Annotated in this window: 19 protein-coding genes and 1 pseudogene; 6 read left to right on the forward strand and 14 right to left on the reverse strand. The window is 60.7% G+C overall.

The window, feature by feature from the left end; translation table 11 throughout:
- Positions 1–158: 158 nt before the first annotated feature.
- Positions 159–431, reverse strand: a complete 273-nt coding sequence (locus tag JQK88_RS01500) for a hypothetical protein (RefSeq protein WP_192259977.1) — start codon at positions 429–431, stop codon at positions 159–161.
- A gap of 211 nt (positions 432–642) precedes the next feature.
- On the opposite strand from JQK88_RS01500, the gene JQK88_RS01505 reads away from it, so the two are divergent.
- Entirely contained in the window at positions 643–942 is a 300-nt protein-coding gene (locus JQK88_RS01505; protein WP_181061711.1) for a DUF1236 domain-containing protein, read from the forward strand.
- A 101-nt stretch (positions 943–1,043) separates the two neighbouring features.
- Here JQK88_RS01505 and JQK88_RS01510 read toward each other — a convergent pair whose 3' ends face one another.
- The 7 genes and pseudogenes from JQK88_RS01510 to JQK88_RS01540 all read right to left on the reverse strand — a co-directional run bounded on the left by JQK88_RS01510 (position 1,044) and on the right by JQK88_RS01540 (position 5,661).
- The gene (locus JQK88_RS01510) at positions 1,044–1,262 is read right to left on the reverse strand and encodes a DUF768 domain-containing protein (protein WP_192259975.1); all 219 of its coding nucleotides are present in this window, start codon (positions 1,260–1,262) and stop codon (positions 1,044–1,046) included.
- 35 nt (positions 1,263–1,297) lie between these two features.
- Positions 1,298–1,519 (reverse strand): hypothetical protein, encoded by a 222-nt coding sequence (locus JQK88_RS01515; protein ID WP_192259973.1) that lies wholly within the window; start codon positions 1,517–1,519, stop codon positions 1,298–1,300.
- Positions 1,516–1,749: a hypothetical protein gene (locus JQK88_RS01520; protein WP_192259971.1), complete on the reverse strand. Its 234-nt coding sequence runs from the start codon at positions 1,747–1,749 to the stop codon at positions 1,516–1,518. Before JQK88_RS01520 ends, JQK88_RS01515 begins: the two co-directional genes overlap by 4 nt.
- 280 nt (positions 1,750–2,029) lie before the next feature.
- Positions 2,030–3,490, reverse strand: coding sequence for an alpha/beta fold hydrolase (locus JQK88_RS01525; protein ID WP_203277276.1), 1,461 nt, complete (start codon positions 3,488–3,490; stop codon positions 2,030–2,032).
- A 229-nt stretch (positions 3,491–3,719) separates the two neighbouring features.
- Positions 3,720–4,469, reverse strand: a pseudogene (locus JQK88_RS01530) (glucose 1-dehydrogenase).
- 93 nt (positions 4,470–4,562) lie between these two features.
- On the reverse strand, positions 4,563–4,919 hold the full coding sequence (locus JQK88_RS01535) for a type 1 periplasmic-binding domain-containing protein (protein ID WP_246501967.1): 357 nt from the start codon (positions 4,917–4,919) through the stop codon (positions 4,563–4,565).
- A gap of 454 nt (positions 4,920–5,373) precedes the next feature.
- Positions 5,374–5,661 (reverse strand): hypothetical protein, encoded by a 288-nt coding sequence (locus JQK88_RS01540; RefSeq protein ID WP_192259969.1) that lies wholly within the window; start codon positions 5,659–5,661, stop codon positions 5,374–5,376.
- 227 nt (positions 5,662–5,888) lie between these two features.
- Between JQK88_RS01540 and JQK88_RS01545 the strand changes: the two genes are divergently transcribed.
- Positions 5,889–6,182: a helix-turn-helix domain-containing protein gene (locus JQK88_RS01545; protein ID WP_192259967.1), complete on the forward strand. Its 294-nt coding sequence runs from the start codon at positions 5,889–5,891 to the stop codon at positions 6,180–6,182.
- A 268-nt stretch (positions 6,183–6,450) separates the two neighbouring features.
- Here the strand turns inward: JQK88_RS01545 and JQK88_RS01550 are convergent, their stop codons facing one another.
- On the reverse strand, positions 6,451–6,732 hold the full coding sequence (locus JQK88_RS01550) for an HU family DNA-binding protein (protein WP_203277277.1): 282 nt from the start codon (positions 6,730–6,732) through the stop codon (positions 6,451–6,453).
- Between the two features lie 850 nt (positions 6,733–7,582).
- Between JQK88_RS01550 and JQK88_RS01555 the strand changes: the two genes are divergently transcribed.
- Positions 7,583–7,894 carry a DUF736 domain-containing protein gene (locus JQK88_RS01555; protein WP_192259965.1) on the forward strand — a complete coding sequence of 104 codons (312 nt, stop codon included), beginning with the start codon at positions 7,583–7,585 and terminating at the stop codon, positions 7,892–7,894.
- An 88-nt stretch (positions 7,895–7,982) separates the two neighbouring features.
- On the opposite strand, the gene JQK88_RS01560 is transcribed toward JQK88_RS01555, so the two are convergent.
- The 3 genes from JQK88_RS01560 to JQK88_RS01570 form a co-directional block, all read right to left on the reverse strand.
- On the reverse strand, positions 7,983–8,510 hold the full coding sequence (locus JQK88_RS01560; RefSeq protein WP_192259963.1) for a Ros/MucR family transcriptional regulator: 528 nt from the start codon (positions 8,508–8,510) through the stop codon (positions 7,983–7,985).
- 354 nt (positions 8,511–8,864) lie between these two features.
- Entirely contained in the window at positions 8,865–9,113 is a 249-nt protein-coding gene (locus JQK88_RS01565; RefSeq protein WP_192259961.1) for a conjugal transfer protein TraD, read from the reverse strand.
- A 1-nt stretch (position 9,114) separates the two neighbouring features.
- Positions 9,115–9,441, reverse strand: a complete 327-nt coding sequence (locus JQK88_RS01570) for a conjugal transfer protein TraD (protein WP_192259959.1) — start codon at positions 9,439–9,441, stop codon at positions 9,115–9,117.
- 172 nt (positions 9,442–9,613) lie between these two features.
- On the opposite strand from JQK88_RS01570, the gene traA reads away from it, so the two are divergent.
- Together traA and JQK88_RS01580 are read left to right on the forward strand one after the other, a co-directional pair.
- A complete protein-coding gene (gene traA / locus JQK88_RS01575; RefSeq protein WP_192259957.1) occupies positions 9,614–12,658 on the forward strand; it encodes a Ti-type conjugative transfer relaxase TraA in 3,045 nt (1,014 codons plus the stop codon).
- A 127-nt stretch (positions 12,659–12,785) separates the two neighbouring features.
- A complete protein-coding gene (locus JQK88_RS01580) occupies positions 12,786–12,989 on the forward strand; it encodes a helix-turn-helix transcriptional regulator (protein WP_192260141.1) in 204 nt (67 codons plus the stop codon).
- Here the strand turns inward: JQK88_RS01580 and JQK88_RS35920 are convergent.
- The gene (locus JQK88_RS35920; protein ID WP_246501965.1) at positions 12,980–13,210 is read right to left on the reverse strand and encodes a helix-turn-helix domain-containing protein; all 231 of its coding nucleotides are present in this window, start codon (positions 13,208–13,210) and stop codon (positions 12,980–12,982) included. The genes JQK88_RS01580 and JQK88_RS35920 overlap by 10 nt on opposite strands.
- Positions 13,211–13,345: 135 nt before the next feature.
- Here JQK88_RS35920 and JQK88_RS01585 point away from each other — a divergent pair, with 135 nt between their 5' ends.
- Positions 13,346–14,170, forward strand: coding sequence for a TOBE domain-containing protein (locus JQK88_RS01585; RefSeq protein ID WP_246501963.1), 825 nt, complete (start codon positions 13,346–13,348; stop codon positions 14,168–14,170).
- Positions 14,171–14,341: 171 nt separating this feature from the next.
- On the opposite strand, the gene JQK88_RS01590 is transcribed toward JQK88_RS01585, so the two are convergent.
- The gene (locus JQK88_RS01590; RefSeq protein WP_203277278.1) at positions 14,342–15,370 is read right to left on the reverse strand and encodes a LacI family DNA-binding transcriptional regulator; all 1,029 of its coding nucleotides are present in this window, start codon (positions 15,368–15,370) and stop codon (positions 14,342–14,344) included.
- Positions 15,371–15,537 lie beyond the last annotated feature (167 nt).

Genomic DNA, 15,537 nt, shown 5'->3' on the forward strand with positions numbered 1-15,537 from the left:
CGACCAGTGCCGTGATGGCGACGGAAATAGGCACGCTAGCCAGCTCGCCTCCAGGAACCAGGTCTCCTTGTCACCAAGCATTATACATTCTCCTCTTATTCGCCCGGACAAAAACCCGCCGCCCCTGCTTGGAGCGGCGGGCATTCGCATATGTGGGATCAGCCGCCATTAGCAGGGGCTGGGGCAGGTGCAGCCGGAGCTGGAGCAGGTGCAGCCGGAACTGGGGCAGGTTCCGCAGGCTTCGCCGGGACAGCCGGAGTTTCCGCCTTTGGAGCTTCGACCTTGACGTTGATATCCTTGCCACCGTCGCCGTGGATATTGATGACGCCGGTAAATATCAGCAAGACGACGATTGCAATAAGCCCAAGAACAACAGCAATCGCGGTGCCGCCGCCTCCACCAGAATTAACAACAGTTGGGCCGTCAGCCATGGCTACGTCTCCTATTTTAGTTGCCTAGATTTGCACAACGGTCGCCACTACATAGCGTTCCATCCCAGGGTCCAGGGTCTACGCGAGATAGGCCTTTAGTCCGATACGCTTCGGACTGAAGCCCCCTGACAGGAACAATCTGCCGCTATTCAAGTTCGATTTTCTGGCGAGCAGGCGTGGTGCTGCCGCCAGGTTCAACGAGGAGAAAATCATGAGAATGCACCTCACAAGCGTCGCCGCGGCGGCATTGCTGTTGGCAGGCGTTGGCGCGGTCGCAGCGCAGGACGTCATCATCACCCCTGAGCAGGACACGGTCGTCCGTGAATACGTGAAAAAGCAGCCGCTCGCCTCGGTGAAGATCCCCGGCGTCGAACTCAATGTCGGGACGGCCTTGCCTGACACGGTGGAACTTCACGAGGTCCCGAACGTCAAATATCGGTACGTCGTGGTCGACAACCGCACCGTCCTGGTCGATCCAGGGACCCGCAAAATCATCAAGGTCTACGACTGATCGAATGGTTGTGGCCCGCCGCCAGCTGTGCGGCGGGCTGCGGATTTCACATCGACTTGGGGGTACTGCCGCTGCAATAATTTCGAAGAGCTGACGACGCGCTAGGGCGTACCGCCTTCGCGATGGTCCATAGCTTCCGCGATGACTTCGAACACGCTGGGCACCTCTTCAGCTATTTCGCTCAAGGGAATTCCTTCTTTGTCCGCTGCCTTCATCGCCTGGTCGGCCAGATCGCTAATAGCAACAGGGTCATCTGTCATCGCGTTGGGAAGGTGTTCAGCCATCCATTTGTCGAGAAAGTCGATGCCGCGAGTGCTCATATCGCCTTAAGCACTGCCGACGGCATAAGTTCCGATCAGGACTCTATGGTGGGGAACAGCTTGGCTTCCAGCGCCATGGCGCGGGCCTCAGCGGCGTCTTCCTCCGTCAGGCTAATCTGCTCGGAGACCGACTTTTCGTCCTCGACCAGAAACTCGGTCGGGGCGATGTCGTGCATCAGGCTGTGGGCTCGCATGGCTGCCTGCCGTGCGTCATCAGCTTCCAGCTCGACGGAGGTGGATACTCGGTAAAGGGTCATGGTGCGTTCTCCGGCTTGTTCACCGCGGAGTCGTTCAGCTCCGCCTCGATGTTGTCGCTGACTGTCGGCAGCGGTTCGCCCGCCCGCACGCCGTCAAAGCCCTGCAGCCAGGCTTCGGAGAACTCCGTCCAATACTCTGGGACGGAACGCTCTTTGCCGTCTTTTCGAGTCTGGGCGCCGTACATCCACGCATACGTGATGCGCTCCTGATCCTTCTTAGCTACGGCCATTTGCGTCTAAAGGCGCGTTGTGTGATCCGTTTTCACGCGACGCGCTTTAGCTCAGAAGAGGAGGCTTCTTGACGATCTGGCCTCTGTTCCTGTTAGGCATGGTTCTTCTCACATGCCACCCTCCGCAGCCGCAGCGCTCAACACGAGCAAGCGAATGTAACAATGGGCTGAGTGGGCCGCCCAGGATTTCAGCCGAAAAGGTTCCCGGGCTCTCGGTCGATCAAAGCTGCGGGCTGGTTAATGGGCGCAGTCGCGCCATTTCTTGAAATAGGTCGCAACGCTACGCGACCGGGTTGTGCAGAGCCAAGAAGGCGCCCATTTCCTCGAAGAACTGGTCGAAGGCGGGAGTGCCTTCAATGAGCACGTGGTTATTTCCCTGCATTTCGACAAACATCGCCCCCGGAATGAGCTTGGCCATCAGGCGGCCCTCCTCGATTGGCGCGACGCGATCGCCCACGCAATGCAGCACGAGCGTTGGGACTTGGACTCTCTTTGCCAACTCGGTCGCGTCAACTTTGCTGTTCATTTCCCAGAGTCGCATCGCGGCTTCGGGGCTCGTGGCAATGCGCTGCAGTTCATCGAAGCTCGCCACAATCTCCTGTGGGGCGTCGGGGATGAATGTGGAAGTAAAGAAGTGCCTGAAAACGGGATTCGGCGAGCCCCAGCCGTCGCGGATCATCATCGCCCCGGCTTTATATAGCTTCCTTTGATCGAGGTCCGGTCGCATTAGCCGGCCTCGGAGAAATCCGCCCAGCAGGATCAGGCATGTCACCTGCTCCGGATGCTCCACAGCATACCGCACGGAGAACGCGCAACCTTGCGAAATGCCGAGGAGCGCGAACCGATCCAGCCGTGCGGCGGCTGCGACCGCGGACATGTCGCTGGCCATTGCATCTTCCGATACCGTCTCCACCTCCCAGTCCGAGAGGCCATTTCCGCGTTGGTCGAACCGCACGAGATGGCAAAGCTTCGCGAAGTTCGCCAGCATCGGACGCCAAATGGGGCTGTGCCATTCATATTCAAGATGGTTCAGCCAGTTCGGACCCTTCAACACCGGCGCTCCCTGGCCAATGCTGGCCCAGGCGATCTGCACACCGTCCGACGCCGTGGCGAACTGCACCCGCTGATGCAGCGCCGCTTCGACAGGTCTCGTCGTCTGCCGCGCCCCGTCAGGCGTCCACTGCCAGACACGGATGGGTCGGGAGATGTTCTTTACACGCTGGTTGCCCATGTCACGGAAGGGCACCTGGATCCGATCCGCGACTGCCTGATGCACAATGTCCGACACGCACACGCCGCCCGGCTTGGCGAGCCCCTCAAGCCGGGAAGCCACGTTTACACCGTCGCCAAAGACGTCCCCGTCCTCGAAAATGACGTCACCGAGATTGATCCCAACACGGTAAAGGATTCGGCTGTTCTCAGGTTCACCATTGTTTCGCTCTGCCATCGACCGCTGGATTTCGACAGCGCTCTCAACCGCCTCAACCACGCTCGCGAATTCTGCGAGCAGGCCGTCGCCTGTGGTCTTGACGATATTGCCCCGATGCGCCGCGATCCTGGGCCTGACGACCTCACCAATATGTACCTTCAGGCGCGCAAGCGTGCCGGCCTCGTCGACCTCCATCATCCGGCTGTAGCCGGAGACATCCGCCGCAAGGATCGCCGCAAGCTTCCGCTCGCTAAGGTCCAAGTCAACCATACAGCAGCGTACGGGTCTGGGAGCCCTTTTGTCGAGCTGCATTCCTAGCCACCCGCCTCGATCTGCTGCAGCGTTGAGCTGCCGAGGAACCCACGAGATCAATGCGCCGTGTTCGCGGCATTCAGATTGCGGTGGGCCGTGCTTGAAAGCTGCCTCCGCTGCGGTCCGTCGCGAAGTGAAGCTGGGTTCGGGCGCGTCCGGCTCCCAGTGCTTTCACAATGTTATCACCGTTTGTTCCCTGCCTGCCATTCAGTTAAAGCCAGTTCTCCGGTCAGAGGGAGACCGATAGACCCCCGTCGACCGCCAAAACATGTCCGTTGACGTAGGCGGCAGCGTCGGACGCGAGAAACACCACGGCTCCGCTAAGTTCCTCAGGTTGAGCCCAGCGGCCAGCAGGGGTTCGTGCCTCGACCCATTTGGTAAAGGCCTCGTCGTTAATGAGCGCTGTGTTGAGCTCGGTTGCGAAGTAACCGGGGGCGATCGCGTTGATGGTGATGCCGTGACGACCCATCTCGGCGGCAGTCGAGCGTGTCAGTCCATGCAACCCCGCCTTTGCGGCCACCTAGGCGTGAATGGTGGGGCGGCCAAGGATCGCTGCAACCGATCCAATGTTTATAATGCGCCCGAATTTGTTCGGCAGCATCAGGCGCACCGCCTCGCGCATCATTCGGAAGCAGGCCGAAAGATTGATCGCAATCACGCGGTCGAAGTCCTCATCCTCCCATTCGACGAACGGGCTGCGATGCTGGATGCCGGCGTTGTTGATCAGGATATCGAGGCGGCCGTGGCGTTCGACGATCCCCTCAAGGGCCGCCCTTGAGGTCGCCGCGTCCGCAACATCGAACGGCAGGGCTTCGGCCCCGATTTTTTCCGCCGCCGCGGAGAGGGTGCCCGTGTCGCGCGCATTGACAACTACCGTTGCGCCGTTTTCCGCAAGCGCGTTGGCCATGGCAAAGCCGAGGCCACGCGAAGCACCCGTCACCAATGCGACCCGGCCCTTGAGCGAGAACATTTCCGACATTGAAACCCACGGAGCGAGATAAGATGATAATGCAACAGTCTAACCGCACCTCGCTCCAATGAAAGGGCGGGAGTTTCCTCCCGCCCTAAAGCACTATTTGGCGACGCAGGTATCGGCGGTCTGCGGCGTGCAGACGTCAAGGCCAGTGTAGGTCGGATCAGCCGGGGGCGCCTTGCCGTCCTTCATGTCCTTCAGCGCTATCATCGTCTTGTAGCCCATTTCGAACGGCCGTTGGCCGACCTGGCCAAGCGAGAGCCCTTCCTTCATCTGGTCGATCTGCACGGGAAGCGTGTCGGCGACGACAAGGGCCAGCGCTTTCGAGGCAATCTTGTCCTTGTACGGTGCGACTGCGGCGCGGTTGGCATCAGGAAGGAACTGCGGGAAGCCACCTGTTGGGATGAATGCGTCTAGGTTCGGATTTTTCGCCATGATGTCCTCAAACTGCTGCACCGACGTCGCCATATCGCAGGTGAACTTTCATGACATCAGCGAAGACCGGAAAGCGATCTTCGGCAAGGCGAACGTCGACGCTGTATTGGATGCGCTGCGAAAAGCGCGCGGGACGAGTGGCATGAAAATGAGCGGGCTACAGTTGCGACTCGTGAAGTCTGTGGTCGGAGGTTCGGAACGCACCGGCCCGCGATATCGAACAGGCGGCGCCGCGCCTATCAGGCGTGTGGGTGACTTCTACTCAACGGGGCGTACGTGCCCTCGACCGACTTCCTCGTCGTGAGCCAGGACACAGTTCCTAGTACCGATTTGAGGCAATCGTCCATGGAAGGCAACGCGCGTTGCGCCCTCTGGTTCGGCCGCGCGCGAGGTCGGTCGACCCGTAGTGGGTCTGAATTCCTACCGCCGATCGCCGTGAAATCGCCACGGGGCTCCGTTCGCACTGGACGAAAATTTACGAAGGGGCGATGTCGCCGGAGCCAGCCCTCAGTCTGCAGTTCCAATGTGATAATCGGCCGGCGTGACCGGAAGTTTGGCGCTCACATGCCGAGCGTTTGAGTGCTTCCGACAGGTCGAGCGGCTTCAGCGAACAACTCCGCCGCTGCTGTACTTTGTCGGCCGCGTCGTCGACCTTATCGAAGCGCATCAACATTCGATCGTGGAGCATCGACAACCGCGCGGCATGGTAAAGCAGGCTGCGCTTGCGACCGTCGGAGTTCAGTGGTCCGAACAGCATTGCCATGGCGGCAAATCCTATTCCGCAATCCCTTCCATTAGAAAATCGTCAATTATCCAATTCGTTCCAAGGGTGCGGCTGCTCGTCGCGAGATTTTCGGCACACCGCCCGACGCCAGTGAACGTGGCGATATTGCATATGTCGCTGCTTATAAGGAAGGCTAGGGGAGGTATCTCAGATCGTCGCCGAAGGTCAAGAGGAACATTTTAGCGACATTGAATGTTAGACTGCTTATGGACAGCCGAAACCTACTCTCAGCAGATCAATCTAGAGCAGCACGAGCCTTGCTGAACTGGTCGCGAGTGCGACTCGCCGCAAGGGCCAATCTTAGCGAAATGGCGATCAGCGATCTTGAGAACGGCTTTAGGAAACCGCGTCCCCACAACATCGCGGCCATGCGCAAAGCGTTTGAGGACGCCGGAATCATCTTCACCGTCGAAGGCACTCCATCGCTAGCCCGCTCAGAAGGTGATATCGGCCTCGCCACCGACAATAGACAGTGGCGCCGCCGGCAGAGAAAAGCATAAGGCTGGGAATTAGGGACACAAGATTGCTAATCTGCGGCGGTCCGGAATGGATGCCTTCCGCTGCCGACCGACGGGCAGGCCGGAGCGGCCGCGCGGTTCCGGCCAGCTTTCTGTTGAAGAATTTTCCGGCCGCGCCATTGGCGCGGCCGGGGACCTCGACCTAAGAACGGCAGCAATGAGAAGCCGATGATCTTGGCATGAGACACCATCGCCCAACACGACAGCGCGTTACCATCAGACGAGACGCATAGTTGTTCAATACCGATGATCAGCCGTTCACCGAGTCCTTGAGAGCCTTTGCCGGCTGGAAAACGATCTTCTTCGATGCGGCGATCTTGATCGTGGCGCCAGTCGACGGATTGCGGCCATCACGTGCTGGTTTGTTCTGTACCTTGAACTTGCCGAAGCCATTGAGGCTGATTTCCTCGCCCTTGGCAGCGGCTTCCGCAATGCCCTTCAACACATCCTCGACCACGGATTTCGCTTGGGTTTTCGACAGGCCGTGCGCGTCTGCAAGGCGTTCGGCAATATCGATCGTGTTTATAGCCATCGTTTCTATCCCTTTTGAGTTGGTTCAACGATTGGCCTTATGGCACAGGCAATTCCACACTGTCATCGCGTCAAGGAACGGAATCCGGTACAGACCAATGCTCGAACCGAGAATTTCCACCACTCTTATCGGGAAAGTCACGCAGCGCATCACCCTCGGCATCAGAAAACCGGCGTGGAGGGGACCGTTTCCCAGCAATGCCTCACCGTGCGTGAGGCGTGACCGCAGCGAGAACATTCGCCCATGCGGTGGAGGATCAGGTGTGACGCGGTTATCCTCGCCTTCAATCTCAAATCAGACTTGCATCGAAGCGACGTGAGATCGGAAATCGTCACGGCATTGGGCGGCTTGGAAGCCGCTGCCTCAGCAATCTCTTGGACGCTTTCGAACCGCCCCCATCGCGATGGTGCAGCCCAAAGATCAGGGAAATCGGGCGTCCCTTAGTCACCTGTTGGAGTAGTGACTGACACTGTCCTGGCGCTTCAGCTAACGTCTTTTGGCCGAAGGCGTTTCGGCGCGGACAATAATGGCCATAACCGATTGTAGCCATACTGGCGTTTCCTCTCGCCGGTTCGTTCTAAGCCACGCCCACGGCGTCCTCGAATGGATTGGGTCTGACCGAAGACCGCCTTCGCTGTACTCAGTCTCGATCGTCTTCCCGCAACGGCGCCGCTGCGTTTTCTTCCCCTGTCCACTGCGCGTCCATTCCTCGCGATCCAAGAAAGCCTCGCGTCGCCGTCTTCCACTTCGTTTCAGCCCCTTTGGGGTGCGGACCGATCGCCTCCGGTCTCACGACCACCATCGAGGCCGCGATGGGCGCGGCCCGAGAAAAACAGAAGGAACCACCACAATGGCTACGATCGGCACTTTCTCCCGCACCGCGAACGGCTTCTCCGGCTCGGTCAAGACCCTCAACCTCAACGTCAAGACGGTGACCTTCGCTCCGGCCGACGGCGAAAATGGAAAGGGTCCTGACTACCGCATCTTCGCCGGCGCCACCGAGTTCGGGGCGGCATGGAAGAAGACCTCGCGCGAGGGACGCGACTACCACTCCGTCAAGCTCGACGATCCCAGCTTCCCCGCTCCGATCTATGCGAGCCTGGTCGAGACCGATACCGAGGGCGAATTCTCTCTCATTTGGTCCCGCCGCACCGCAGAGTGATCCGACTTAACACGAAGCCCCACCGCGAGGCGGGGCTTCGCCATGTTCAGGTCCTGCACTGCCTGGCTCGTCCGCCAGGTGCAGCGCGCTAGGCTTTGGCTGGTGCCTTGCGCGCCTTCTTCACTGGTGACTTGATGGCTGACGCAGCTGTTCTCGCTGCTGCCGCGCGAGCAGCCCGCTTTGGTTTTTCCGCCGCGGCAGGGGGCGCAGCCACCTTGCGCCCGAGCCCTGATGCCTTCGCCAGAGCCGAGCGGGTGGCCGCGTAATTCGGTGCCACCAGCGGGTAATCGGCAGGCAGGTTCCACTTTTGCCGGTATTGGTCAGGGGTGAGGTTAAAATGCTGAAGATGCCGCTTGAGCGATTTGAATTTCTTTCCGTCTTCCAGACAGATGATGAAGTCCGGCGTCACCGACTTCCTGATCGATACTGCCGGTTCCTGCTTGACCACAGGTTCCGTCGCCAGAGTGCCAATACCTTTCAAAGCGGCATGGATATCGCCGATCAATTTGGGCAACTCGCCGACCGGCAATGGATTGTTCGACACATAGGCGGCGACGATGTCGGCCGCTATCGACACGGCATCCAGTTGGCCGTCTTGTTGGAGAGCAGTGGTCATATAACTTCCTCTTATTGTGTCGGACGAATTGAGCGACGTTTGATTTCCCCGTCCCGCCGCCGAGGCAAATAGTACGTTTCTCTGTAAAATCCAAATCTCGTGCACAACACTGGAAGAGTAAGCTTCGCTTTGATCGTTCCGATCGACTGCTACCCTTGTCGACCCAGTGGGAAGCGAGGAACTTCCCTCGCTTCCCCGCCAATGCCGCCTGTGCAGAGCAGGGCCGCAGGCTCGCAAAGCGGCCGACTGCAGCAACAAGGCCTTCAATTCCATCCGCTCCGTCGTGTAGGAGCGGTTGTTGGCCGAGTGTGACTTAGTGGGCGGCTTGGATCGCTCGCCGCTCGGCGACCACCGCTATGTTCGCTGGCTCTGTTTGTCTTCATGCCATTCCGATGCAAACGCCAGCTTCCCCTTCGCATTCCACAGGTTGCGCGCATGCTCGCCTTGATGGCTTTGCAGCTTGGCGGCGATCCAAAGCATCGCGCCATAGATGGTAGCGCGATCGTCATTGGTGAGCTCGACAATGCCTGTCTTGACGACGAGCCCGCCGAGTTCGATCAAATGTCGGGTGCGCTTGCGACGTTCGACCTGCCAGGTGCGCATATCATGCCGAGCCTGTGCCGCCTGCCGGCGATTGTGGGCTGCCCGGTTGCGCTGGAGTGCTGCGAGGGTTGCGCTGAGATGCCGGAGGAGTTCGCCGGGACCTGCTCTCGAAAAACATTGCTCCACGCTTGGCCCATGCCTCACGCTTTGCGGCCTCTTTCGTTTCAGCGATGGCGACCAGCGCGCCGGCTAGTTCGTCGGTGCTGAGTTGATCGGCGCCGGTAGCGATCACCAGTTCACCGAGCTGCTGCACCTTTCTGGTTTTGAGTTCGCGCGCTTTGTCCTCCAGCGCCTTCAGTTCGGCGTCGAAGTCTCGTGGTTTGCGCATGGCTGTCTCCGTTGATTGTCGATATGGCGATGATAGGCGAGAGCTTGCCGGAAGGCTTCAGGGTTGCCGAGACAGCCCGGGACGGGCTGGTCCATCCCGAGATTTTTTCGAGGGAGGGCGCGCTTATACGTCGTGCCGACGTAGGCTTTGACGTGCAAATGATCTGGTCGCGATGGCGATCTATCATCTTCACGTCAAGGTCATTGGCCGCAAGGCAGGGAGCAGTGCTGTGGCGTCTGCGGCGTACCGCTCGGCTTCGCGGCTGCGTGACGAGCGGATCGAACGCAGCCACGACTTCTCCGCCAAACGCGGTGTCGTTCATTCCGAGGTGATGCTGCCGGAGGATGCACCGGAGGCCTGGCGTGACCGCGAACGGCTGTGGAACGATGTCGAGGCGTTCGAGGTGAGGAAGGATGCCCAGCTTGCCCGCGAGGTCGAGTTTGCGCTCCCGCGCGAACTCAGCCAGGCGCAAGGCATCGAACTGGCGCGCGACTTTGTTCAGGCCGAGTTTGTCAGCAAGGGCATGGTCGCCGATCTCAATGTGCATTGGGACAGGGCGGAGGATGGCAGTCCCAAGCCGCATGCCCATGTCATGCTCACCATGCGGTGCGTGGACGAGAATGGTTTTGGCGCGAAGGTTCGAGACTGGAATGCTACCCATCTGGTCGAGCGCTGGCGCGAGCGATGGGCGGAGCTCGCCAATGAGCGTCTGGCCGAACTCGACATCGACGCGCGCATCGATCATCGCAGTCTGGAAGCGCAGGGCATTTCATTGGAGCCGCAGACCCAGATTGGTGCGCCAGCCCAACGCATCGAAGGCAGCAGCTTTGCTGTTGCCGGCATTGAAGCAGATCGCGCCGAACTGCATCGCGAGATCGCGCGCAACAATGGTGCGCGCATCATTGCCGATCCATCCGTGGCGCTCGATGCCATTACGCATCAGCAATCGACCTTCACCCGAAAAGACATTGCGAAGTTCTCGCATCGCCACAGCGATGGAATGGAGCAGTTCAACGAGGTGGTGGCAGCCATCAGCAACGCACCCGATCTGGTCGAGCTCGGCAAAGACGGACGCGGCAAAGACCGTTTCACCACCAAGCAGATGATCGAGACCGAACAGCGCCTTCACCGCGCTGCGGAACGGATGGCCGGGGAGGAGCGACACGCGGTGAGTAGCGCACATCGCGAGGCAGCACTGGCACGCGCAGCGCAACGCGGGCTTGTCCTTTCCGGCGAGCAGTCCGATGCGCTTGCGCATATCACGGACGGCCGCGGTCTAGGTGTCGTTGTCGGCTTTGCCGGAACCGGAAAGAGCGCCCTGCTGGGCGTTGCGCGCCAGGCATGGGCAGCGGCGGGCTATGAGGTTCGAGGCGCGGCCCTCTCCGGCATTGCCGCCGAGAATCTGGAAGGCGGATCAGGCATCTCGTCACGTACCATCGCCAGCATGGAGCATAGCTGGGGACAGGGCAGGGATCTGCTCACCACGCGCGATGTCCTGGTGATCGATGAGGCCGGCATGGTCGGCACGCGCCAGTTGGAGCGCGTGCTCTCCCATGCGGCGGACGTTGGCGCAAAGATCGTCCTCGTCGGCGACCCGCAGCAGTTGCAGGCAATCGAAGCGGGCGCGGCATTCCGCTCGATCCACGAGCGAAACGGCGGTGTCGAGATCGGCCAGGTGCGTCGGCAGCGCGAGGACTGGCAGCGCGATGCCACGCGCGATCTGGCAACCGGCAGGATCGGCGCAGCGATAAGCGCCTACGACGCGCAAGGCATGGTGCATCAGGCTGCAACGCGCGACGAGGCGCGAGGTGAACTCGTCGAGCGCTGGGATCGAGAAAGGCAGGCGTATCCAGAGGCAAGCCGGATCATCCTCACCCACACAAACGACGCGGTGCGCGCCCTGAACCAGGCAGCGCGCGAGCGCATGCGCGCTGCTGGATATCTGGGCGCCGAGGTTCACGTGGATGTCGATCGCGGTGCAAGGGCCTTCGCCAGCGGCGACCGGGTCATGTTCCTGCGCAACGAGCGCGGGCTTGGCGTCAAGAACGGCACGCTCGGTGTGATCGAACAGGTCAACGCGCAGAGCATGACTGTGCGCACTGACGATCACAGGTCGGTGCGCTTTGACCTGATAGTCTACGCCCACATAGACCACGGCTATGCCGCGACCATTCACAAGGCGCAGGGCATGACCGTCAACCGGACGCATGTCCTGGCGACGCCGGGCATGGATGCGCATGGCAGCTACGTTGCCTTGTCGCGGCATCGAGACGGGATGGACCTGCATTATGGCGATGATGACTTCAGCACACGGGATCGGCTGGTCAGCACGCTGTCACGGGACCGCGCGAAGGACATGGCGTCGGACTATGAGCAGCTCGACCCGGCGCAACACTATGCCGAGCGCCGCGGCATCACGTTCCGCGAGCGCCTCGTCGAGATCGTGCGCCGGATCGTTCCGGAGAAGCTGCGCGACAGGATCGGCGGATTGCTGGACGGGTTGCGCTCGCCCGCAGACGGCGAGCCCATGCAGGAACTTGGACCAGGGCCGGGAAGGGAGGGTGTTGAGGCGCGGATCGGAGATGCTGGCACCACGTCTGGAAGAGAAGCTTTTGCTGGCGGCACGCAGCGCGATACGAATGTGTCGGCGAACCCAGAAGCAGAAATGCGCCGAGCCCGCACCCAGGCGCTTGTGCGTCACGCGCGTGCACTCGACGCGGTCCTCAGTACTGGAAATCCGGACGGGCAGGGCAGTCCCGACCAGATACGCGAATTGAGGGATGCCCGTAGCGCTTTCGAGAAGGTGCGGCCGCATGGCTGGCGCGATGCCGAAGCGGCCTATGTGAAAAATCCCGAACTGGTTCGTGAAGCGGGTGCGGGCCGCGTCAATCGAATCTTGCTTGCCCTCCAGCTTGAAACGGAAATCCGGACCGGGATGGACATCGATCCCGGCCGCGCCGACCGGTTCGTGGAACGTTGGCAAAAGCTCGATCGGACAAGCCAGCACCAATACCAAGCCGGCGACATGTCCGGCTACAAGTCAACGCGCTCGGCCATGTCCGATATGGCCAAGAGCCTCGAACGCGATCCTCAACTTGAATCCCTACTGGCAAACCGCAAACGCGAGCTTGGCATCAACGTGGATTCGGGTCGTCGCCTGGGCGCGGAACTCGCCTTCAGCCATGGCATCGGTAAGGGGCGCGGCATTGGGATCTAAAACTTGCCGATTTGCCGCCGTTTCCACGCCGCAGGCGGCTGAGACGACAATCCTGATTGCCTCAGGCATCGGTTGGTCCTGTCTGTCCCAGCAGAAATCAGCAACAACCAGCGAGGTGCAGGCAGTTATGTCCGAGCCGGATCGTATCATACGCCTCAAAACCGTCCTTGCCCGGACGGGCCTGTCCCGCTCTACCCTCTATCGCAAGATCGCCGAAGGCACGTTCCCCTCTCAGATCAAGATAAGCATCAACGGGGCTGGCTGGCGGGAATCCGATGTTAATCGATGGGTTGACGATCCAGTTGCATGGCGAACTGGGCGTCAGTTCTGATTGCGAGACAGACGAACGCCAGGGCCACCGCCATTCTCTGGAATGAATTCAATGCCGGCGCTTTCGAACGTGCTTCGTATCAGATCCACAGTCGATTGCTTCAACGCCTCGCCTCTCTCGAAGCGAACAATCGTCTGAGTCGATATTCTGGCTTCTTTTGAGAGGTCTAAAACACCCCATCCTAATGCAGCCCGAGCCATGCGGCACTGCACCGGATTCATAAAATCACCATATTATAGTGATTTTTGTTGCTGGACTGCTGCACTTTGTGTAGTCTCGATTTCACTTGGCGGCCGGATGGGTGATGCAACACCAATCCGGCCTGGCCACGCCAAAGCTGTTGAGGAGCTCGGATCATGGCTGATTCCGACAATAGCACGTCTTTGCCTTTCGTCACGCACGGGCGAGAGCTACGGCAGAAGGCACACGGGGAAGATCGTTACCAAGATGCGGACCCGGCTCTTGTGCTGCTCCAAGGCTGGTTGCGAGCACAGCATGTCTCGCATGTCCTTTGCCGCCTTCAGCAACGTCTAGAGAGGCGCCTCCTCGACGCTCCGGGCTCGGGAGCGATTGATGAGAAGGTCGGCTATTCAATCGCCTGCCAAGCGGAAGTCGAGGCCACGACTGCTGCCTTGAAGCTTCAGGACAAAATCCCCCAAGTACAGGCGCGGTCGCTTCTTGGTGTCGTCGCCAAACTCGAAATCATCGCCGGCGCAGATCGAGACATCGACGACCCGACAGACTTCCCTTGGCCGCATATCGCGTCCGTCCTCAACGACTTGAAGGAAATCGCCGGAAGCCTGCCGCTTGAACGGCCTGATCGAACCGTCGTCCAGGCGGACTGCAGGCGATATCAAGCAATGGCCGCCGACATGATCGGTCTGCAAAGGCAGGCCGCTAACCGCCGATTTCTGGCAACGAGGCTGGAGAACGGCCGGGCCGTCACGCTCGGCATCAGGCCCGAGCATCTCGACGAGAAAGAGGGTGTAACCCTGTCGCTCTCAGTCGACGTTACCGAACGTCTGGGATCGACCTCCTACGTGCACGGCGCCCTGGCGAGCGGCGAGAGCGTGGTTGCCGAACGGCGCGAGGACCAGCCGGGTTTCGGCGAGATGATCACGCTGCGCTTTCAGCCGACCCGGGCGCGGGTGTTCGATGGAGAAGGAAGCCGCATTCGCTGACGCCCTACCCAGGTTTGCGCACAGTTCGCAAGGGAGAGAGGGCTTCGGTCTGAAGCATCCGTAAGCGGACTGTCTGCTCGCGGCCCCGTCGGATATTGGCCCAAATCGCCATCCGCGAGAGCTAAAGCAACAACGTTCATGATTCACGTTACTGGTGGGGGGATAGCCCCTTCAAATCTCCGGGATGCTCTCGCGAAAAATTACCTGCAGCCGTGGCTGGTGCAGCTCGTAGGACAGGCTCCTGACGGAATGGGAGAGGATGTTGAGCGCCTCGCGCGCCTCGACGCGCGGGTTCTGGTCGATCACCGCATCCAGTGTGCCGTCGAGCAGCAACTCCTTGGTACCGTCCGTCACCTCGTGGCCGAGGAAGATGATCTCCTTCGCGCGCCCGCGCTCCTTGAGCGCACGGGCGATGCCGGTGTTGCCGGCGCCGACATTGTAGATCGCGGCGAGGTCCGGATGCCGCTCGAGCAGGGCTGACGCCTCTGAATAGGCCTTCTCGCGGTCGTCGAGCATTTCACGCATCTCGACAATCTCCAGATTGGGCGATTCCTCAGCGAGGATGTGGCGAAAACCCATCTCGCGCTCCTCATGGCCGCGATAGGCGAGCGAGCCGGCGAACAGCGCGACCTTGCCCGGACGGCCCACACCCATGAAGCGGTTCAGCAGATAGCCGGCCAGACGACCGGCGGCGCGGTTGTCGATGCCGATATAGGCGACCCTCGGCACATGCAGGATGTCGGAGGCGATGGTGACGACCTTGATGCCGCTCGCCGACAGCGAGCGGATCGCTTCGCGCACCGTCGGGTGGTCAAGCGCGATGACGCCGACGCCTTGCGTCTGGCCGTGCAGGTCCTGCAGCAGGCGGGCGAGCCGGTCGGGGTTGAAGCCTTCGATCGTCGTCACGCGGACGTCGAGATCGGGCCGCGCCGATGCCTGCGCCTCGATGTGCCGGTGCAGCAGCTTGATGAAGGAGTTGGTGCCGGCCGGCAGCGCGAAGTCGAGCCGGATGACCTCGCCGTGCAAAACGCGCGGCGGCACCCCGTTCGGGCTTTCGGCGATGTAGCCAAGGCGCTGCGCCATTTCGAGCACGATCTCGCGGGTGCGCGCCCGCACGCCGGGCCGGTTGTTCAGCACGCGGTCGACGGTGGCGGCGGAAACGCCGGCTTCCCGGGCTACGTCAGTTAGGGTGGAACGCACCGTCTTTCATCTCCTCAACGCATCAGGATCACGCAATGCCGGCAGCCGGCCCGATGGCCACGACTTCTCGCCATCGGCGATTCTGATGGGAAATGATGTATCCGGCCTTGGCCGAAGCGCAAGCCGTCGGACTAGATCAGCTTGCCCCGCACGGCTATTCCGGGATG

It is taken from the genome of Mesorhizobium caraganae (genome assembly GCF_016836705.1).
GTDB classification, from domain to species: domain Bacteria; phylum Pseudomonadota; class Alphaproteobacteria; order Rhizobiales; family Rhizobiaceae; genus Mesorhizobium; species Mesorhizobium caraganae.